General features: G+C 56.5%; 13 protein-coding genes and 1 pseudogene. 5 read left to right on the top strand and 9 right to left on the bottom strand.

The window, feature by feature from the left end:
* Positions 1 to 67: 67 nt before the first annotated feature.
* The 3 genes from ACZ48V_RS00470 to ACZ48V_RS00460 all read right to left on the bottom strand — a co-directional run bounded on the left by ACZ48V_RS00470 (position 68) and on the right by ACZ48V_RS00460 (position 5,241).
* On the bottom strand, positions 68 to 1,696 hold the full coding sequence (locus ACZ48V_RS00470) for a cation:proton antiporter (RefSeq protein WP_464540608.1): 1,629 nt from the start codon (positions 1,694 to 1,696) through the stop codon (positions 68 to 70).
* 148 nt (positions 1,697 to 1,844) lie between these two features.
* Entirely contained in the window at positions 1,845 to 3,506 is a 1,662-nt protein-coding gene (locus ACZ48V_RS00465; protein ID WP_464540606.1) for a cation:proton antiporter domain-containing protein, read from the bottom strand.
* Entirely contained in the window at positions 3,499 to 5,241 is a 1,743-nt protein-coding gene (locus ACZ48V_RS00460) for a cation:proton antiporter domain-containing protein (RefSeq protein ID WP_464540604.1), read from the bottom strand. The genes ACZ48V_RS00465 and ACZ48V_RS00460 overlap by 8 nt, the downstream gene beginning before the upstream one ends.
* Positions 5,242 to 5,794: 553 nt before the next feature.
* Here ACZ48V_RS00460 and dapB point away from each other — a divergent pair.
* On the top strand, positions 5,795 to 6,535 hold the full coding sequence (gene dapB / locus ACZ48V_RS00455) for a 4-hydroxy-tetrahydrodipicolinate reductase (RefSeq protein ID WP_464540602.1): 741 nt from the start codon (positions 5,795 to 5,797) through the stop codon (positions 6,533 to 6,535).
* Positions 6,536 to 6,737: 202 nt separating this feature from the next.
* Positions 6,738 to 7,640 carry a 4-hydroxy-tetrahydrodipicolinate synthase gene (gene dapA, locus ACZ48V_RS00450; protein WP_464540600.1) on the top strand — a complete coding sequence of 301 codons (903 nt, stop codon included), beginning with the start codon at positions 6,738 to 6,740 and terminating at the stop codon, positions 7,638 to 7,640.
* A 37-nt stretch (positions 7,641 to 7,677) separates the two neighbouring features.
* On the opposite strand, the gene mreD is transcribed toward dapA, so the two are convergent.
* Together mreD and dacB are read right to left on the bottom strand one after the other, a co-directional pair.
* Positions 7,678 to 8,160, bottom strand: a complete 483-nt coding sequence (gene mreD / locus ACZ48V_RS00445) for a rod shape-determining protein MreD (RefSeq protein ID WP_464540598.1) — start codon at positions 8,158 to 8,160, stop codon at positions 7,678 to 7,680.
* Between the two features lie 63 nt (positions 8,161 to 8,223).
* Positions 8,224 to 9,705 (bottom strand): D-alanyl-D-alanine carboxypeptidase/D-alanyl-D-alanine endopeptidase, encoded by a 1,482-nt coding sequence (gene dacB, locus ACZ48V_RS00440; RefSeq protein ID WP_464540597.1) that lies wholly within the window; start codon positions 9,703 to 9,705, stop codon positions 8,224 to 8,226.
* A 122-nt stretch (positions 9,706 to 9,827) separates the two neighbouring features.
* Here dacB and ACZ48V_RS00435 point away from each other — a divergent pair, with 122 nt between their 5' ends.
* Positions 9,828 to 10,085 carry a hypothetical protein gene (locus ACZ48V_RS00435; RefSeq protein ID WP_464540595.1) on the top strand — a complete coding sequence of 86 codons (258 nt, stop codon included), beginning with the start codon at positions 9,828 to 9,830 and terminating at the stop codon, positions 10,083 to 10,085.
* Between the two features lie 62 nt (positions 10,086 to 10,147).
* Here the strand turns inward: ACZ48V_RS00435 and ndk are convergent, their stop codons facing one another.
* The 3 genes and pseudogenes from ndk to lipA form a co-directional block, all read right to left on the bottom strand.
* Positions 10,148 to 10,576, bottom strand: a complete 429-nt coding sequence (gene ndk, locus ACZ48V_RS00430; protein ID WP_464543149.1) for a nucleoside-diphosphate kinase — start codon at positions 10,574 to 10,576, stop codon at positions 10,148 to 10,150.
* A 181-nt stretch (positions 10,577 to 10,757) separates the two neighbouring features.
* Positions 10,758 to 11,260 (bottom strand): annotated as a pseudogene (locus ACZ48V_RS00425) (Uma2 family endonuclease).
* Between the two features lie 117 nt (positions 11,261 to 11,377).
* Positions 11,378 to 12,355: a lipoyl synthase gene (gene lipA / locus ACZ48V_RS00420; RefSeq protein ID WP_464540593.1), complete on the bottom strand. Its 978-nt coding sequence runs from the start codon at positions 12,353 to 12,355 to the stop codon at positions 11,378 to 11,380.
* A gap of 158 nt (positions 12,356 to 12,513) precedes the next feature.
* Between lipA and lat the strand changes: the two genes are divergently transcribed.
* Positions 12,514 to 13,893 carry an L-lysine 6-transaminase gene (gene lat, locus ACZ48V_RS00415; RefSeq protein ID WP_464540591.1) on the top strand — a complete coding sequence of 460 codons (1,380 nt, stop codon included), beginning with the start codon at positions 12,514 to 12,516 and terminating at the stop codon, positions 13,891 to 13,893.
* A gap of 413 nt (positions 13,894 to 14,306) precedes the next feature.
* Entirely contained in the window at positions 14,307 to 16,265 is a 1,959-nt protein-coding gene (locus ACZ48V_RS00410; RefSeq protein ID WP_464540589.1) for a T9SS type A sorting domain-containing protein, read from the top strand.
* 494 nt (positions 16,266 to 16,759) lie between these two features.
* On the opposite strand, the gene gyrA is transcribed toward ACZ48V_RS00410, so the two are convergent.
* Positions 16,760 to 19,492, bottom strand: a complete 2,733-nt coding sequence (gene gyrA / locus ACZ48V_RS00405) for a DNA gyrase subunit A (RefSeq protein WP_464540587.1) — start codon at positions 19,490 to 19,492, stop codon at positions 16,760 to 16,762.
* Positions 19,493 to 19,768 lie beyond the last annotated feature (276 nt).

The raw sequence follows: 19,768 nt of genomic DNA, 5'->3' as shown, positions 1-19,768 counted from the left end.
GTGATTTCGACCATGATTGCAGGGGCTCTGTAGGTAGGTTAGATGCTTACGGGGAAGAGCACATCTTTCAATCGGACTTGATGTGGGCTTGCAAAGCACTCAAAATACGATTCGCACCAGCCTGCTGTGAGTTGAGCATATGATCTGTATTAAGGACCTTTAGATCATGTCGGACAGAGTGATCGAACGCATGAATGCTGCATGGAACGTTCGCCTGATTAGCTTTGAACGCCAGTAGATTGTTGATTTCCTCAATATTGAGCGCAGAGACTACCAGTTGAGCCGACTCAAACCGTGCTGCCTCGATAACCATAGAATGACTGACATCACCTTGCAACCCCTTACACGGTAAGCCCTCCAGCTTTTTTGCATCATAATCAATTGCCAAGACAGTTTGGCCACGCTGGCAAAGGTCGTTAACAATGCGTCGTCCCATTGTATTCATGCCAACCACAATAACATGATTGCTCAGTGGCGCATCTTCGGGCTCTTCGGTTTCAGTTGACGCCCCAAAGATGCGAAGGAGCCCCCAGCGATGCATGAACTCGTACAACTCCTCATTATACAGGATCATGTAAGCCGATATTCCGATCGTTGCAAATCCAATGATCGCAATAAGCGATAGGATCGACTCTTCAATCAGACCTGCGCTCAGCGCCATCGCGGCAAGAATAAACGAGAACTCACTGATTTGGGCAACGGTTACACTCGTCAAAAACGAGTTGCGCTCTGAGTAGCCCATCCGAGTAATGATGATCATAAAGATGAGCGGGTTGCCAATCAGAACGAAGAGCGACAGCACGAGCGCCGCATCCCAGTACTGGAGGGCAGCTCCCAGTTCCATCTGCAGCCCCAGGTACACAAAGAACACAGCAATGAAAAAGTTAACGAGCGGATTCACGCGCCGCCGCAAGTCATGATTATACGGAAGCTGTGCTAAAGCGATACCTGCGAGAAAGGCACCGATCTCTACCGAGAGCCCCATTTCTTCGGCGGCCAGTACAAACAGAAAACACCAGCAGAGGGCCCAGATGAATGACACCTCTGGAGACCGAGCCACCCATCCAAACAACGATGGGAGCACGTAGCGTGACGCCAGAAGCGCAACAACGAGCAGCCCAATCATGCCGGCAAATGCAACTCCCAGGTTCGACAAGATTTCTGCCGTTTCTACCGCGTCGGTTTCGGTCATACCTGCAACAAAGGTGAGGGCAACAACCACCACCAAGTCCTGGACCAGAAATATTCCCACCGCAATACGCCCATAGAGTGCGTCCAGGTCATCTTTCTGCTCCAGCAGTTTTACAACAACGACCGTGCTGCTAAACGTTAGGGCAATGGCAATAAACAGAGCCTCAAATGGATCAAAGCCCAGTAGGTAAGCAAAGCCAAATCCGCCTGCTGCGGTGAACACGACCTGGCCCAATCCAGCAGCCACGGCTACGGGTCCCACATCCTTAATTTTAGCGATGCTAAGCTCCAGCCCAACCAGAAACAACAGAAGTGCAATGCCAAACTCGGCGATCAGCTCCAGTGTGTGGGTTACTGAAAGGATCCCCGTAACGGGCCCCAAAAGCAGACCCGCTACGATATACGCCACAATGTTAGGAACGTTGAGCCATCGTGTTGCCAGTACAACGATAAAGGCCCCGCCGATGATAGTCCCTAAATTGAACAGAATGTCAAGCTCGCCCATATCGTACTACTGTGAATCAAAGCAAAGATGGAAATAACCATGCTGAATGGGAAGCCCTCTTTTGTGTTCACCGTATTACGACCAGAGGAGCCAACTTCCTTAGCACGTGCATGGATCGGTAGAGCGGGCTCAATGTAAGCTACACAACTCATCGGTATACCGCATTATCAGAGCGCTTTTCGAGAAGCTGTTGCTGCTTATAACGAAGCGCCTCAGGCGTCAAGTCTCCATGTATCAGGGCCTGCACGTATTGCACCAGTTGCTCGCCAGCCAGTAGGTCTGTTACCGTAACGTACAGAGCGCCTTGATTGAGCAAGTCGAATGCTGAGTCTACAGTGTCTGCACTGAGAATGGTGTCGGTTCCGGAAGCCAAATTGAGAATACGGCGCGAGAGCGGCTCAATAGGAACTGTTGAAATGACAAGTCGGGCTGCTTCAGGATGGGCCTTTTCCCAGGTATATTTCTCCATCGCATCGCCAAAGACAAACTCTTTGCACTCCAGGCGCACCGTGTCGCGCAGTACAGGATCATTCTCGATTACGATGTACCGTTGACCAATCGCCTCACAGGTTTCAACGAGCTGCTGCCCCTGGCGACCATAACCGACGATGATTACGTGGTCAGTAACATCATCTGCGCAGCTGCTCCAGGCATCGATTTTGTCGTGCCGCCCAACAATCAGCCCACGATCAGCGAGGGCCCGGTAGATCTGTTCGTCATAGCGTTGACTGAGGCTGGAAGTGATCATCGTCACCGCAGTGGCCAAAATGATGGCATCGAATACCGACTGCTCCAGAAAGCCAAGAATGAGCGCTTCAATGGCAATGATCAGGGCAAACTCGCTCACCTGGTCGATACTTAGACTCGTCAGTGTTGCCGAGCGTGCTTCGTAGCCCTGGTAAATTAGGATAGCAGTGGTTACAATCGGCTTTGCAACAGCTGTTAACAACACGAGTCCACTGGCAAGAAGTACCTTTTCTACTGTAGGAACCGCCACGAGTGCGCCGATCGTCACAAAGAAAATGGCAATAAAGAAGTCTTTGATCGACTCAATGCCATTATACAGCCCCATGTAGCGGTCTTTGTCGTGCCGAACGGCGAGCCCCGCAGCAAATGCTCCCACGACGATTGAAACGCCAATGGCTTCGGCTGCACTCATAAACAGGACGAGGAGCGATACCGCACCAATAATCATCAACTCCGATGATCCGCCGGCCAGTCGCCCGAGCAGATCGAAGACGTACCGATTCACAAGGACGGCCCCGACGAGCAGCATCAACCCGTACCCGATCTGTGTGGCAATCGGGTCCATCGCAAAGGCCTCGGCGCTCAATATGAGTAGCAGAACAAGTGCAATCAGGTCTTGAACAAACTGGATGGACTGAGCCAAGCGCCCCCGCACGAGGTTGCGGCGAATTTCTTTTTGGAGAAGCGCTGTCCCCACAATAGTCGACGACAGAGCTGCGGCAATTCCGAGATAGATCGACTCCTGCAGGGGAATGCCAAAGGCCAGTCCAGATCCGATCCCAAGCGAGCCCACGACAAGAATCTGCCCGAGGGTAGCGATCTCGCTATCAAGCAATACCGTACGCACGGTATCGAACTGGATACCCACACCAAATGAAAAAACGAGCAGCGCAATGCCATACTGAGCGAGCTCCAGGGTGAGTTCTTCTTCGATAAACATCCCTGCCACAAGTCCTGCTACAATAAGTAGCGGGACAGTGGGCAGTTCAAACTTATTTGCGATAAGCAGGAACGGCCCGGCAACGATAAATATGATGGCGAGGGCGGTGAGAAGATCAACCATCAAGGTTACCTACCATTTTTTTATGCATTGCAGGAAGGGGGGCGGGGCTACGGAGCAACTCGGCATCGGCTTTGGCAATTCGTTTAAACGCGCCCTCATCCTCAAGATAAGCCTTGAGGTAGGACGAAAGCCGGTCGCCTGCCAGCCGCGTGCTCATAATGACGCAGTGTGCCCCCCGATCGTAAAGCGCACGAGCATCATCGATTTCCGTTGCCTCGACAAAGACAATCGCTTCGTCTGATGTTTCACGAAGGAGCGCGCTGTTTACATCCAGCTCGACGGACGAAGAGATCACAAATGCGGCACGCTTGAGTGCAGCGTCTTTGCGAATCGTGGCGTTGCGAAAGTCGCCATAGAGAGCGGTGTACCCTTCCTCTGTAAGGACTTGAATATGATCGACGCGCCGGTCTACCACGACGACATCTTCGTAGCGTTCAGCGAGCAGGGGCAAGATATTTCGGGTAACCGCATCGTAGCCGATTACAATTGCGTGGTTCTGATATTCCTTCTTCCCGCCTTCGAACGTGCTTTCTGTCTCCCAGCGTTTGAGATATGGCCCAAGGCGTGTGTAAAGCGCATGGTTGTATTCGATGAAGTAGACCGACACCGCCATGGTGATAAGGGCGAGCAGCGTCAAGTAGCCCAGCACTTCTTGCCCGACGAAATCACCGGCGAACGCCGCCACGCCGAAGATGATACCAAATTCGCTGACCTGGATCATGTTGATGCTGCCGAGAAAGGTCGTTTCCAGGTCAAACTTCTGCCAGTTAATGAGCGCGAAGAAGATAAGGAACTTCACGGGCATGAGGACAAGCGCAGTAATCACCGCTTCCTGCCAGTAGAAAAGCAGGGCGCTGGCCTCAAGATCGAGCGCAACCGTCACAAAGAAGACCATCACGAAGAGGTCTGTGAGCGGGTTGATGCGATCCTTTAGCTCCTTGCTGTACGGCAGCTGCGCGATAGCCAGTCCGGCAAGGAAGGCCCCCATCTCGATCGAGAGATACGCCTCAATGCCGAGCGGGGCAAGGATCACGTTGATCTCCTTAGAGATAAGCACGAAAAGGAAGGCCCACGAGATGGCAATCAGGAAAAACACCTGCTTGTTGTCGGCAATACGCCGAAACAGCGGAGGCAGCGCATAGCGGGAGGCCGCGAGCGCGGCGACGCTGATGATGGCTACCAGCGTGAGCACGATGGCCAGCGTAGTCCCCACTTCAGCGAGGCTCTCGGGGCGTCCGGCTGCCACCACCGCCAGCAGAATCACCACCACCACATCCTGTACGAGCAGTATACCGACATCGATCTTACCGTGCAGCGAGGTAGCCTCGTCTTTGTCGGTGAGCATCTTAATCACTACAGCGGTAGAGCTGTACATCACCGCCAGAGCGATGATGAGTGCCTCCATACTGGTGAACCCCAAGGATAGCGCAATACCACCTCCAGCAAGGGCTACAAGCACCATCTGCGGCCCCGAAATTTTGACGACTGGAGCAAGGACGTGCTGCACCTCGTCGAGCCGCATCTTGATGCCAAGAAGGAAGAGAAGAAAGGCCAGACCCAGTTCAGAGAGTGTTTCGGTAAGCTCGCTGACTTCAACAATGCCCAGCACAGCAGGCCCGATGAGCACTCCGGCAACGATGTACCCCACGATTGTCGGCTGGCGCGTCTGCTTTGCCACAAAGCCCATGACCGCTGCGCTAAGCAGGATAATGGCAAGGTCAGCGGTCAAGTCCATAACAAAAATAAGTATGATAGTGAAGCTTCAACAGCCATTAGGCTATCCAAGCAAACTAATCAAAGGATCGATACCAACAAAAATCGTGTTCGGTGTATATGATCCAGCCAGGTACGCCCCACGAGAGTGTGCATTGGGGCCGAGTACGAGCCAAGACGTAACTACTTAACACGCAAGTTACACCGTCTATTTTTACACTGCGACACCTAAGCTGAACAGCATGAGAGCAAAATTAGTGTATCTTTACCAGAAGCAAGGAAGCGGTGTTCGATGCAGGGCATGAATCTAAGGTGCACCCGCAAGCGGGTTCAGCAGCGAGCATAACGATTAGAGAAGAGGGGCGGCAGTCTGAATGGGCTCTGAAGCGAAGTGGCCAGCGAGATCTAACGACATCTGTGCTCGTTGGTAACGAACCCTCGTTCCTATGCCGTTCGAAATGGTCTTTGGCGATAATTTCGCGAGGCCAGGTCTTCGTCAGGAAGCGCATCTGCAGTGCATCCGTAGCATTCGCACAGTTGCACCGTATCTTTCATCCAAAACATTCCGCTTTACTATGACCATTGCCCTCGTGGGAACCGGGCAAACCGGATCTGTCGTTGCCAAACAGGTGCGCACAACCGGTCACACGCTCATTGCTACGTATGATGCCGATCGTCCACTGCTGGATGCGGATCCGGAACCGCTTACGAATGCCGATGTCGTGATCGACTTCTCGCTCCCGTCGCTTGCTCTTGATCACATTGAGCGCTACTGCACCGTAGGCGTGCCGGCTGTTGTGGGTACCACCGGCTGGTACGAATCGCTCGATACGGTACAGGCATTGGTTGATGCGCACGAGGCAGCCCTCCTGTATGCTCCTAACTTTTCAGTCGGCGTAGCCGTGCTGCGGCGGGCCGTCCAGAAGGCGGCTACGCTGATGGATGCGCTGCCCGACTACGATGCCTTTGTGCATGAGGTGCACCACCGCAAGAAAGTGGACAGCCCCAGTGGGACTGCGCAGATGCTGGGCGAGGTGGTGCGCGATGCGTTGCAACGAAAAACCCACATTGAATCTGAAACGCAACACGACCGGATCGATCCGAAGGCGCTGCACGTCTCATCTACCCGTGCAGGGTCGGTGTTTGGCGAGCATACCGTCGCCTTCGACAGCCCGCATGACCAGCTGCGCCTCTCGCACAAAGCCAAGGGGCGCACCGGATTTGCCGCCGGAGCCCTGGCCGCTGCCGAATGGTTGCCTGGACGCACCGGACTTTTCACGCTCGACGACATGCTCGACCACCTGATCAACGATTAACGTTTTAAGTAGGCCCACAAAAAATCTTCGAGTATGTCGTTGCGAGGAACGCCGCGTCGGTCGCAAGCTCCCTCCTCGCGATGACAAAGTGCAAATGTATTTTTTACTGATTTACTTAATGGATGCGCAGCATGCCGCGTAAAAGCGACTGCTCTGCTCGTTGCCCCCCCACTTTTTCTGCTCATTAACGCCCCTGCTCCCTATGTCAACCTCTATGCTCTTTCGAGGATCGGCGCCTGCACTCGTTACGCCCTTTACGCCCGATAACGACCTCGACGAATCGGCTTTTCGCACGCTCATTGAAGCACAGATTGAGGGCGGCGTGGGTGCGCTGGTGGTTTTAGGCACCACCGGTGAGAACCCCACCGTTACCGACGACGAACGCCGCCAGCTGGTTGATTGGGCTGTAGACACTACCGATGGGCGCGTGCCGGTTATCGTAGGCACCGGCACAAACAATACCGCACAGAGCATTCGCTTCTCAAAAGAAGCCGAGCAAGCTGGAGCCGACGGGCTGCTGGTCGTGGGGCCTTACTATAACAAGCCATCGCAAGACAACTTCGTGGCCCACACCGCTGCCATCGCCGACGCTTCGGATCTGCCCATTGTGCTCTACAACGTGCCGGGGCGTACCAGCTTCAACATCACAGCCGAAACGACGCTGCGCCTGGCGGAGGAGGTGCCCCAGGTGGCAGGCATGAAAGAGGCTTCGGGCGACTTAGGGCAGATCACAGATATTCTGGCGCATCGCCCTGACGGGTTTGCGGTGTATGCGGGCGACGATGAGATGACATTGCCGGTGACGCTGCTTGGTGGAGACGGCGTCGTTTCGGTGATCAGCAACGCGTTGCCTGGCGCTTTTAGCATGCTAACACGAGCAGCCCTCGCCGGCGATATAGCTACGGCTCAGAAAAAGCATTTTGAGCTGTTGGATGCGATGCGGGCGTGCTTCTACGCCACGAATCCCGTACCCGTGAAAACAGTGCTGGCAGCTACAACACAGATGCATGAGCACGTACGCCTTCCGCTGGAGCCACTACCCCTCGAATCCGCAACGCGGCGCCGTGTGATCGATGCCTTTGCTCCACACCTGGAACTCCTGTAAATGGGTAGCAGCCCACCAAAGAGCTGACACGAGCCAGCTATCGTGTGTCGCGGGGCGCGAGCCAGGCGACCAGGGTAGCAATGACCGCAGTGTAGAGCGAAGATCCAAGCCAGAGCGCGTTCACCAGAAAGGTGTTGCTGGTTTGAGCCTGAAGCGCCAGCAGAATCACCAGCAGTCCGTTGTGCATCAACGTGAGCAGAAAGCCCCCCAGAAAAGCCTGATTGGCCTGGATGAGCACGGCGTCACGATCGTCAGAGAGCGTAACGCTTCCCAGCAAAAACCCGGTGATGGTTTTTACCAGAGCGTGCATGCCCCATGTGCCATAGGCGACGTCGAGGGCAAATCCAAGAGCAAATCCGCTTAGTGCGGCTGTGCGCCGGGAGACACGTAGGGCGAGCCATGCCAGGAAAAGCAGTACGGCATCGGGCGTGGCCCCCCATATGTCAAGATGCTGAAGCACCACCCACTGCACGAGCACCAGTCCGGCGCCAGTCAAAATGTAACGGGTGATCGGAGTCATAGAAGGGGGCGAAAAAAAGAAACGGCGAATGCCTTAAACGGCAAGAGCGCTACAGCAGGTGCGCTACAGCACGGGGGCGTCGGTAAGCGTCTGCACAATCTCATCCATGGTGCGACGTACGCGGTAGGCCCCGCCTGAATAGTTGTTCGCCATCATCGAAAAGGCAACGCGCGATCCGTCGGGACGCGTTACGTAGCCGCTCAGCGCACGCACGTATCGTAGCGAGCCGGTCTTCGCCTCCACATTGTAACGTGACAGGCGATACTCCATCGTTGTGTTACGCTCACCGCTGCCTGCCAGTGAAGTTTTGAAGGCCTCCGATTCGGGGTGGTTTTCCATATGCTGGAGCAGCCCGGTTAGCGTTTCGGGAGTGACGAGGTTGCGCCGAGAGAGTCCCGAGCCGTCGTGGATGGCGGGCGGGCGGGCCACGCCAGCCTGACGCAGAAACTGCCGAATCCGATTCTCGCCGCCCTCTACCGATCCGCCCCATCCGATGGTGCGCAAGAGCTGCTCGGCGTAGAAGTTGTTGGATCGCTTGTTAATGACTGCAACAATGTCAGCGAGTGGGGGCGAAAGCGATACAAAGAGAAGCGACCCACGATCGGGCACCGTATTCAGGGTATCGGCATCAACACGTGTCAGATCGGTTTCAATGCCGGCCTCTTCAAGTGCAAGCACGAGGCTACGCATTGCAAAGTCGGTTGGCGTAGTCACCGGTACGTTAACGGTGCCTCTGTATGAACGGGCCACTGAGCCGTGTAGGCGAATTGTGTTCGATTCGAATGCGCGGTCCAGATGAAGAGCATTGCCTCGCCACCGGCTGCTTGTTGTGGCTTCATTGTTAAGGGTGAGCGCTCCGTTCGGGTAAGGACGAATGTCGGGCGGCTGTCCGGGGGAAGTGGCCTGTATGCGGAGCGCCACGACGTTGTCACTGTAAGCAAGCGCCCCGCTGGCGGTGCCGATGTACCGGCTGGCCTGGCGTGTCACGTACCCGATGTCCCAGCTTTCCGGGTAGGCAACGCCGTCAAAACGGCGGGCATCGCCAATAAGGCGCCCCTCAATGCGCTCCACGCCCTGCTCGGCGAGTTTTTGGGCCCATTCTTGGAGCGGGTCACGTTGCCAGATCTCAGTGCTCCCAAACGTAGGGTCGCCCGACCCCCGAAGCGTAAGGTCGCCACGCATCACCGCTCCTTCGGTGGTGCCATTGAAGTGCAGTTCCGTTTCGTAGCGGTACGAGCTGCCCAGTCGGTCGAGTGCAGCAGCAGTCGTGAGCAGCTTTTGCGTCGACGCAGGAATGAGCCGGTGATCGGCATGGTGCCCATACAGCGTATTTCCATTCTCAAGATCAACTACGTGGATACCCCAGAACGCTGGAGTAGACCCCCAGTGTGCATCCAGAATGCGGTCTATCTCGCTTGAGAGCGCAGAGGAGGGGTCACTGGTAAGGGGTTGCGCGGCGCCGGGTAGCGGACTGCTTGTGACCAGCACAAGCAGTGTAGCGAGACATCCGAGAGAAAGAGTACGGAGAGCAAGCAAAGCGTTCATGGCCGGTCGGTAGAACATCATCAGGAGCAGAGCGCGCCCGTAGATCCATATCGGAACTGCACTGCGTAGGCTTAAGTTGGGGCGCATCCGTCAGGAAGTCAACTATCACCCAAAATTGTGCCATGCCACGGCCTCGTTCATCTCGCTCGCGCCGTCGAGGCGCTCAGCCTCCGGTCCTTCAGCCGATCAACTACAAGTTGCTGCTGGCCAGTGTGCTCAGCGTTGTCCTTGGGTTCACGCTCATGTACATTGAGGGGGCCCTTGAAGGTACGCTCTCGCTGTACGTATCCCCTTTGATGCTCATGGGGGGCTACCTGGGTGTCATCTATGCACTTCTTTACACGCCGGGTGCGGCAGAAGAGCAAGAGAAAACAGAATGAGCGATGCGCTGCGGTATCCCCCCGAGCGGTAGGGGCGCGCAGGTAAATCCGAAACGCAGAAACTACGCACTCTGATTCGCAACCAGCTCGTGCTCAGCAAAGAAATAGGCTGCTTCTTTCTGGCCGTTTGCAACGGAATCTGAGCCATGCACAATGTTTGTCGAGATGGAGTCGGCAAAGTCAGCGCGAATCGTGCCTTCGTCGGCCTCTTCCGGGTTAGTTGCACCAATAAGCGTGCGGAAGTCAGCAATAGCATTTTCTTTCTCAAGCACAACCGGCACGCATGGACCGCTCGACATGAAGTCGGTCAGTTCATCGAAAAACGGTTTGTCCTTGTGCACAGCGTAGAATCCTTCTGCTTCGCGCTTGGAGAGCGTAATCATTTTTAGCCCACGCACAGCAAACCCTGCGTCCTGAATGCGGGCGAGGACCGTGCCTACCAGTTCTTTCTGCACACAGTCGGGCTTTAGGATAGCAAGGGTACGTTCAATAGCCATAAGTCGTTGTCGGGAAGAAAGGGTAAAAGAGTGTTGGCCGCTTCTGCAGCCGTTAAAGATACGTTCCCGATACGAACAGGCTAAGTGAACCGGTGTTGATTCGAGATGAATCAACGGGCGATGTTTGGTGAAATACTCTCAAACCGACTGCGCTCCGTCAGTGACTCGTCCACCGTCACTTGCCCAGTATCTGCGATACGGAGACCGATGTTGCCTCGATAGCACGCGGCATAGGGAGAGTGTCTTTGCGGGTGTAGCTGCGCCGGTCGGAATATTCGTTGCCTGATGGGTGCTGATAGGTGTATACCCTGTCTGCCTCGAGCGCTGCGATCCATACTTCGGGGATGCTGACGCGCGCGCACAGCGGCCCCTTCACCTCTTGGTCGAACGTAAGCGAAGAATCGGCGACCTCCACCACGAGAAGCACGTCTTCAGGGCGGGGATGACGCGATGCGTAATCGTCGCGTCGGGGCTTCAGCAGCGTGACATCTGGCTCTGGCTTGAATCAGGCGGAAGCACAATGGGATCTTGAATGCTGATGAGCACTCGCTCGGACGGTAGCAATGTGGAAGACAACCGGTTTAGGTGGCGTACGCACGCAGCGTGCCGGCTTCCGATGGGCGACATCTGGTAGAGGTGGCCGTCAATGAGTTCGATGCGGCAATCTGTATCCAGCATGCCCGTCTCCCCCATCCGGTGATAGTCGCTCACCGTGAAGCGGAGCGGAGTTGGCTCTGAGACCGGTGGGGAAGCAACGGGCATGGCAGCGACCGATTAAAACGGCCAGGTAGAGCGTTATACGTGCTTTTCAGCGTGGTACGACGAACGTGTGAGCGGACTGCTCTCGACATGTTCAATGCCCTTCGCCTCACCTACTTCCTTGTACCAGGCAAACGTTTCAGGCTCAACCCAGTCCTCAACCGGCAGGTGCATCTTAGTAGGCTGCATGTACTGTCCGATCGTCATCACATCGAGGCCGATCTCGACGAAGTCGTCCATCAGTTCGAGTACCTCTTCGGGCTTTTCGCCAAGACCGACCATGATCCCGCTCTTGGTACGGAGGCCGTCTTCTTTGGCCCATTGCAGCACATCGAGCGAGCGCTGGTAGTCGGCTTGCGGGCGAACGCGCCGGTAGAGGCGGGGTACCGTTTCCATGTTGTGGTTGAAGATGTCGGGGCGCGCATCAAACACGGTCTGGCACGCTTCGCGAAGGCCACGGAAGTCGGGTGTGAGCACCTCTACAGTGCAGCCCAGGTCGTGCAGACGGTTGATCGTATCCGCAAAGATGGGAGCGCCGCCATCCTTGCGTTCGTCTCGGTTGACGCTGGTTACAACGGCGTGCTGTACACCCATGAGGTCGGCAGCTTCAGCGACACGGCGCGGCTCGTCCCAGTCGAGTCCATCTTGAGGACGGCCAGTCTTAATCGCGCAGAACCCACACGACCGGGTGCAGATGTTGCCCAGAATCATAAATGTGGCTGTGCCGGCGCTCCAGCACTCGCCCATGTTAGGGCAGTTGGCGCTTTCGCAGACCGTATGCAGGTCATGCTCATCGATGATGCTACGCACCTTCTTGAATTCTTTACCTTGTGGCAGCTTTACACGCAGCCAGTCCGGACGCTTTCCTTGTTTGTTCTTGTTGGTGTCTTCAACGACAGGAAGTTCGAAAAAGCCCGGATCACCATCGCCTGAGGACGTCAGGGCTTCTTTTTCAACAGAGCGCAGGCGAAGTTCATCGGGAGTCTTGGGGGCGGGGGCGCCAGAGTTAGACATGCATCAAAGCAGGTTTTGAGCGGAGCTCTACATGAGGCAGCGGGGAAAGATTTGCTGCTTTCTACGTAACGATATGTCCGGTGGAGCGTTCCTCTACACCAGAGCATGCTCCTGTCTCTGTTCGATGCTTTCTACGGATATAAAATGCACCTTCCAGTATGACCGAAACAGACGTAGCAACAGCCACACATCCGATCGAGGCCGACGACGTACGCGACGTACTCTCGCGCCACATGCTGACCAAGGGCATGATGCGCATGGTTCTCGATATGGATGCGAGCCAGGGTGTGCGCCTCAAAGACAAGTCGGGAGGCGAGGCCTACATTGACCTATTTGGATTCTACGCTTCCAGTCCGCTTGGAATGAACCATCCCAAGCTGGCGCAGGATGAGGCGTTTCGCAAACGACTCATGGATGCTGCGCTAAACAAAATCACGAACTCGGATGTGATGACCGAGCACATGGCGCGGTTTGTGGATACATTCAGCCGGGTGGGTATTCCGGCCTACCTGCCGTACACCTTTTTTATATCGGGCGGTGCGCTTGCGATTGAGAACGCGCTCAAAGCAGCTTTTGACTGGAAGGTGCGCAAGAATTTTGAGAAGGGATACCGGCGCGAAGTCGGGCACAAGGTCTTACACTTAGATCAGGCCTTTCACGGGCGCAGCGGATACACGATGTCGCTGACGAACACGTCGGATCCGCGCAAGACGATGTACTTTCCGAAGTTCGACTGGCCGCGCATCACCAACCCCAAAATCCACTTCCCGATCGACGAGGCGGAGGAGGAGCGTTTGCATAAGAAAGAGCAGCAGGCCTTGCAACAGGCCAAGCGCGCCTTTCACGACCACCCCGACGAGATCGCTGCCGTTATTCTGGAGCCGATTCAAGGTGAGGGAGGCGATAACCACTTCCGGACGTCCTTCTTGCGCGACCTTAAGGCGCTGGCCCATGAGAACGATGCCCTGCTGATCTTCGACGAGGTGCAGAGCGGCGTTGGCATTACGGGCAAATTTTGGGCGCACCAGTCGCTTGGCGTAGCACCCGACATCATGGCCTTCGGCAAAAAAACACAGGTGTGCGGCATCCTTGCCGGACGCAAGCTCGACGAAGTCGATGGCCACGTATTCCAGACCACCAGCCGTATTAACTCCACCTGGGGCGGGAATCTGGTAGACATGGTGCGCTTCGATCGCATTCTCGAAATCATCGAGGAAGATGAGCTGGTTGCGCACGCTGATCATGCCGGTGCGCATCTGCAAGAGCGGCTGCACGACCTGTCGGAGGCACACGGAGCGGTCACCAATGTACGCGGACGCGGGCTGATGTGCGCATTCGATCTGCCCACGCAGTCGTATCGGAATGCCGTGTTGGAGCAGTGCTTTGAAGAGGGAGTTATTATTCTGGGATGCGGGGATGCGTCGGTGCGTTTCCGGTCGCCGCTCACCATCACAACCGATGAGATTGATGAGGGCATTGAGCGCATCGATGCGGCGCTGCATGCGACCCCTTCTCCTCATACATCTCATACAGCCTGATGAGACAGCCTGATCAGGCTGTCTCCTGAGAATGCCTCAAGGGCGCATTCGCTGTCGTGAGCCCCCATGCCCACCACTTGGCGTCCGGCCGGATGGTGGGCATGGTATTTGGTCGATATGTCATCGTAAGAGCTTGTTTGGGTTTTGGTTTGACGGCAAGAGCGAGCGCCGCTGAGGCGAAAATTGAACCACGGGCATAACCTTCGGCCCCAGTCCAGCGCCGTCGCTCGGAGCCCAAATTAAGAAATCAAAACGGGCTCTAAGGGTAGATATTGCGCTTTACACGTATGCAGGCTATACTTATGGTACCTTGTAACGGTATCCGACGGAGCGCGTCTACGTCTGCCGAAATGTCGAAGCACACACATCGTGTGCTCACTACACAATACACGGCCACTACAACTGTTTTAGGTATGAAGTCAGTACTCCCTTCTGCACCGCGAATGAGCTGGTTCATCGGCATAGCCGGTATGCTCGTCTGGTTCCTCGTGGCTGCCCCTGCCATTCAGGCTCAGCAGGTTCCAGGTAGCACCGATGGGCTCGTAATCAACGAGCGGATCCCCTTCGAGTCGGTGATGTCGTACGACGAGGTCTGTGGATACGAGAACGATCCGCGTAACATGAACACCTTTCTTGAGGCCGATATTACCGCGGTGCCAAAGTCGGAGCAGGCCGATATCAACGTTGACTACGGCCCTGGATTCACGCAGGAAGCGCGCCAGGCCTTTCAGCGAGCGGTAGACATCTGGGCAACGCACATCCAGTCGCCCGTACCCATTACGATTGATGCGTCGTTTCAAGATCTGGGAGATGGCGTGCTGGCTTCGGCGGGACCACGGTTTATCTATACCGTTACGCTGGCCGACGGGTCAGAGGTCGTGTATGGCGATGCGTTGGTCAACGCGCTTACTGGGCAAAACCAGAGTCCAAGCGAGCCAGACATCATCGTGAACGTAAATAGCAATCGGTCGGACTGGTACTTCGGAGAAGATGCACCTGCCTCGAACGAGATTGACTTTACCTCGGTGATCCTGCACGAGATTGGGCACGGGCTCAACTTCTTCAACCTGACCAGTGTCGACAACGGAGAAGGCTCCTGGGGCATTGGACAGGGGCCCGACCGGCCTGAAGACCAAAAAGTACCCGGGGCGCTGGAGGTGTTTCTGCAGCATGAGTCGCCCTCCGGTGTCTTCAACGAACTCATTGACCGCAGCATCTACCCGAACCCGTCCACTGAACTGGGCGACGCACTGACCAGCAACGCCCTCTTTGCATCGGGGCGGTCGCTCGACATCGCCGCGGAAAACAGCACGGGTCCGATTCCTGCCCAGATCTATGCTCCGACCACTTACCAGCCGGGGTCGAGCATTGCGCACTTCGACGAGGCCACCTACCAGGCAGGCGATCCCAACGCACTCATGACGCCACAGATTGGGTTCAACGAGGTCGCCCGCACGCCCGGACCGCTCTTCTGCGGACTGCTTGACGACATGGGGTGGGAGCTTGCCCCGAACTGTGCTGCTGCTGTAGGAGCTGAGGTCTTTGCTTTCGAGGCACAGGCCGAGTCGCGCACTGGCAACGTGGTGCTCTCCTGGCAGACGGGTCCTGCTGCCAGCGACATCGACGAGTACATTGTACGACAGCGCAAGTTTGACGGAAGCTTCGAGGAGGTGGCTCGTTTGCCCGGTGGCGCGGATCCTCAGATTGAGATCGATGATCTTGCCATGGGCCGGTACACGTATCAGCTTCAGTGGGTGCGGGGTGGCGAAGTCGACGGAGAGAGCGTTGAAGAGCCCGTAGTCGAGATCAACGTGTTTGATCTTGCTGCTGACGTTGAAACGCCCGTCGACAACCAAGGGCGTACCAGCGTTTCTCTGGGCTGGAGCACCCCGCCAGACATCGCAGACTTCGTCTTTGAGGTCGAGCGTGCTCCAGGTGCAAGCCCCGAGCCGGAGGACTTTGAGGTCGTCTCGACTTCAGCAACCACAACTGCACAAGAGCGCCTCGACCTGCAGGCGGCCGGTAGCTACCAGTACCGAGTACGCTCAACGGATGCCGAAGGCAACGTTCTGACGAGCGAGCCGATCACGGCTCAGGTGCCTTTTGAAGCGCCGGTCGTGTTTACGGAAGCGTATCCGAATCCTTCTCAGGGCAACTTTACATTTGACCTGACAGCAGCCGAGTCGCAGGTCGTTACCGTAGAGGTGTACAACACGCTGGGACAGCGCGTCTACCGCGACCGCATTGGACTGCAACGCAACGTGCCGCGCACCCTGCAGCTTGAGACCAGCCGGCTGGGAAGCGGAATGCACTTTGTACGCATAACAGGTAGCGACTTTGTGGAGACCCGTCAGGTTGCGCTCGTGCGATAGACGCGCCCCAAGCCTGAGAACCTGTTTGGGTTTTGGTTTGCTGGCGAGAGCAAGCGCCGCTGCGGCGAAAATTGAACCACGATAATTGAACCACGGTAGAGGTTCGTAGCCGGGGTTACGGGCCGACACGAGGGCGCAAGCCCGACTGACGCCCGTATATCGGGGGCAATTTTCACCAGGGGCATGACCTTCGGCCCCAGCCCAGCGGAGCCGCTCGCAGCGCCCCGACCACAGGGAGGAAGTACTCCTGGGGTGCCCAAATTAAGAAATCAAAACAGGTTCTGACATCATAGAACATGACGCCTAAACGGTCCGGTCTGAACAGTTCGGCCTGAACGTTGAACATCATGGTTCAACAAAAAAGCCCCGCTGCGTTGCTACGCAGCGGGGCTTTGGTATGGGTGTTAGTCCTGCATGTGAAATGGCATGGGAGATGCTTAGGCATGGGAGATGCTTACACAGCGCACAAGAGCCGTGGGGCGACCAGGCATCCGCTACGCGTCTGCCTGGCCGTTTGTAGACAGCTCGGTCTGGTCTTGGGCGGGGCTGTCGGTACCGGTATCGTTTTCGGAGGCCGATGCTGACGGTTCGTTGGGCGAGTCATCCTCCGCATCCGCCTCAACCAGATCCTCGAGGGCTACGCGGGTTACGTCGGCAATGGTATCATCATCCTTCAAGTTGATGACACGAACGCCTTGCGTGTTACGACCCATAGTGCTAATCTCGTCTACACTGGTGCGAATCATAATGCCATTCTCCGTAATTACCATGAGATCCTGGCCATCCTGTACGCCCTTGATCCGTGCGAGTGGTCCGGTGCGTTTGGTCGTGTTAAGCGTAATGAGGCCCTTGCCGCCGCGTCCCTGCACGCGGTAGCGATCGAGTTCGGTACGTTTGCCGTAGCCATGCGCCGAAAGTGTAAAGACATCGGGTGACTGGTCCGGATCAACAGAGACCATGCCCACCAGCGTCTCGTCGTCTTCCAGCGTCATGCCGCGTACGCCCTGCGTGTTGCGGCCGGTTGGGCGCACATCGTTTTCGTCGAAGTGCACGGCGCGTCCGCCCGAAGAGGCAACAACGATGGTGTTCTCTCCGGCCGTAAGCGCAGCTTCGAGGAGCACATCGTCTTCGTCGATCGAAATGGCGATGATGCCGTTTGATCGGGGACGGCTGAACGCTTCCAGCACGGTTTTCTTAACCTGCCCGTTGCGGGTCGCCATCACCACGTAGTGGTCGTTCAAGAACGCCTCGTCCTCGAAGTCCTCTTTGCTAACAGAGAGGACCGCGCGGATCCGGTCGTCCGGGGCAATCTCGATGAGGTTGCGAATGGAACGGCCCTTTGCGGTGCGGCTGCCTTCGGGAATTTCGAAGACGCGCAACCAGTAGCACTGGCCGTGATCGGTAAAGAAGAGCAGCATGTCGTGCGAGTGCGTCACGAACAGATGCTCAATATAGTCGTCGTCGCGCTTCCCGCTGGCTCGTAGTCCGACGCCGCCGCGTCCCTGGGCCCGGTAGGTGTCGACGCTTGTGCGCTTGATAAGCCCCTGGTGCGTGACGGTGACCACCACATGCTCCCGCTCGATCAGATCCTCGATAATAATATCGCCGCCGCCTGTGTAATCGATTTCGGTACGGCGTTCGTCGTTGAAATCCTCTTTCACAGCCAGTAGCTCGCGGCGCACGATGTCCATACGCTCGGTGCGATCTGCGAGGATGGTATGGAGCTGCTTGATCTTCTCCATGATGTCGCGATACTCGCTCACGATCTTCTCACGTTCGAGTCCGGTAAGCCGGCTCAGGCGTAAGCGCAAGATCGCGTTGGCCTGTTCTTCGGTGAGCCAGGCCTGCGGCTGGGGCTGCGGCGTAAGGTCTCGATACTCGGCCCCGAGAAGGCGTTCGGCGATAGGGGTATCTTCTTCGCGGTCTATAGGATGCGCGGCGGGCAAGCCCAGCTCGTCGAGGTCGGCGCGAGTGAGCGGGTCGGGATAGCGCCCGCCGATCAGGTTTTCGCGAGCGGCTGCGGTATCCGGGGAGTGACGAATGATCGTGATGACTGCGTCGAGATTGTCGAGCGCACGCGTGAGCCCTTCGAGCACATGCGACCGCTTCTCTGCTTTCTGCAGGTCGTACTGCGTGCGTCGCTCCACGATCGTGTGGCGATGCTCCACATAGTGATGCACCGCTTCTTGCAGGTTCAGCACCCGGGGGCGTCCGTTCACGAGCGCGACCATATTCACGCCGAAGGTGTCTTGCAGGCGCGAGTGCTTGTACAGCTGGTTTTTGACAACCAGCGGCACCGCATCCTGCTTGAGCTCAACCACAATACGCATCCCATCGCGGTCGCTCTCGTCGCGCAGGTCTGAGATGCCTTCGATGCGGTCGTCGCGCACACGCTTCGCAATGCGTTCGATGAGCGTGCTCTTGTTGACCTGATAGGGAATCTCCGTGATCACGAGCGCCATGCGCCCCTTCCGGATCTCCTCTTCGTGCATCTTTGCGCGCATGATGACGCGTCCGCGTCCGGTGTGGTAGGCCTCGTACACGCCCGCGTAGCCGTAGATAATGCCCCCTGTAGGAAAGTCGGGCGCCGGCAGATGCTGCATGAGCCCGTCGATGTCGATCTCCGGGTTGTCGATGTAAGCGACCACAGCGTCGATCGCCTCACCGAGGTTGTGCGGTGGAATCTTCGTGGCCATACCCACAGCGATGCCGTCGGCCCCGTTCACCAGCATATTGGGAAACGCCGCCGGAAGTACGGTCGGTTCTTCGAGTGTGCCATCGAAGTTCTCCTGCGTGGCTACGGTCTCTTTGTTGATGTCGTCGAGCATGCGCTCGGCGATCTTGATCATGCGCGCCTCGGTATACCGCATGGCGGCGGCCGAGTCGCCATCAACCGACCCGAAGTTACCCTGCCCATCGACCAGCGGGTAGCGCATCGAAAAGTCCTGCGCCATGCGCACCAGCGTGTCATAGACCGATGAATCGCCGTGCGGGTGGTACTTTCCGAGCACCTCCCCGACAATACGGGCGCACTTCTTGTAGTTCGTTCCAGCAGTAAGGCCCAGCTCACTCATGCCGTATAGCACGCGCCGGTGCACGGGCTTGAGGCCGTCGCGCACGTCGGGGAGCGCCCGGCTTACAATCACCGACATGGAGTAGTCGATGTACGAGGACTTCATTTCGTCCTCGATCTGAATAGGGATAATGCGGCTGTCGTCGGTTTCCATATGTGAGTCGACTATATACTCATCTCAAAAAGGAAATTCCCCCCTTGTTGGTGACCACGGTATGGCTAAAAGGGGAAGGAATGCTAAGTGTAGTAGTATAACAAGGCACGAATCAAATAGCTACTATTTGCACGAAGAGCAAGGCCCTATAATCCTGTATTAGCGGTTCTTCATGCAGCAGCGCGGCCTATGTTTTCATGGGGGGGGCATGCAAGATGATAGATAACTCAAGCTGGATTCGAATCGGACTGCTTGTTACCTTGGTGGCCATGCTTT

The organism is Longimonas haloalkaliphila, from assembly GCF_055379825.1.
The sequence above is the reverse complement of the archived record's forward strand: the minus strand, read 5'-3'. Positions and strand labels throughout refer to the sequence as shown.

What these genes read in the sequence shown, in the direction of transcription:
- ACZ48V_RS00470 (WP_464540608.1), bottom strand. Translation starts at nt 1,696, where the DNA reads ATGGGCGAGCTTGACATTCTGTTCAATTTAGGGACTATCATCGGCGGG.
- ACZ48V_RS00465 (WP_464540606.1), bottom strand. Translation starts at nt 3,506, where the DNA reads ATGGTTGATCTTCTCACCGCCCTCGCCATCATATTTATCGTTGCCGGG.
- ACZ48V_RS00460 (WP_464540604.1), bottom strand. Translation starts at nt 5,241, where the DNA reads ATGGACTTGACCGCTGACCTTGCCATTATCCTGCTTAGCGCAGCGGTC.
- dapB (WP_464540602.1), top strand. Translation starts at nt 5,795, where the DNA reads ATGACCATTGCCCTCGTGGGAACCGGGCAAACCGGATCTGTCGTTGCC.
- dapA (WP_464540600.1), top strand. Translation starts at nt 6,738, where the DNA reads ATGTCAACCTCTATGCTCTTTCGAGGATCGGCGCCTGCACTCGTTACG.
- mreD (WP_464540598.1), bottom strand. Translation starts at nt 8,160, where the DNA reads ATGACTCCGATCACCCGTTACATTTTGACTGGCGCCGGACTGGTGCTC.
- dacB (WP_464540597.1), bottom strand. Translation starts at nt 9,705, where the DNA reads ATGAACGCTTTGCTTGCTCTCCGTACTCTTTCTCTCGGATGTCTCGCT.
- ACZ48V_RS00435 (WP_464540595.1), top strand. Translation starts at nt 9,828, where the DNA reads ATGCCACGGCCTCGTTCATCTCGCTCGCGCCGTCGAGGCGCTCAGCCT.
- lipA (WP_464540593.1), bottom strand. Translation starts at nt 12,355, where the DNA reads ATGTCTAACTCTGGCGCCCCCGCCCCCAAGACTCCCGATGAACTTCGC.
- lat (WP_464540591.1), top strand. Translation starts at nt 12,514, where the DNA reads ATGACCGAAACAGACGTAGCAACAGCCACACATCCGATCGAGGCCGAC.
- ACZ48V_RS00410 (WP_464540589.1), top strand. Translation starts at nt 14,307, where the DNA reads ATGAAGTCAGTACTCCCTTCTGCACCGCGAATGAGCTGGTTCATCGGC.
- gyrA (WP_464540587.1), bottom strand. Translation starts at nt 19,492, where the DNA reads ATGGAAACCGACGACAGCCGCATTATCCCTATTCAGATCGAGGACGAA.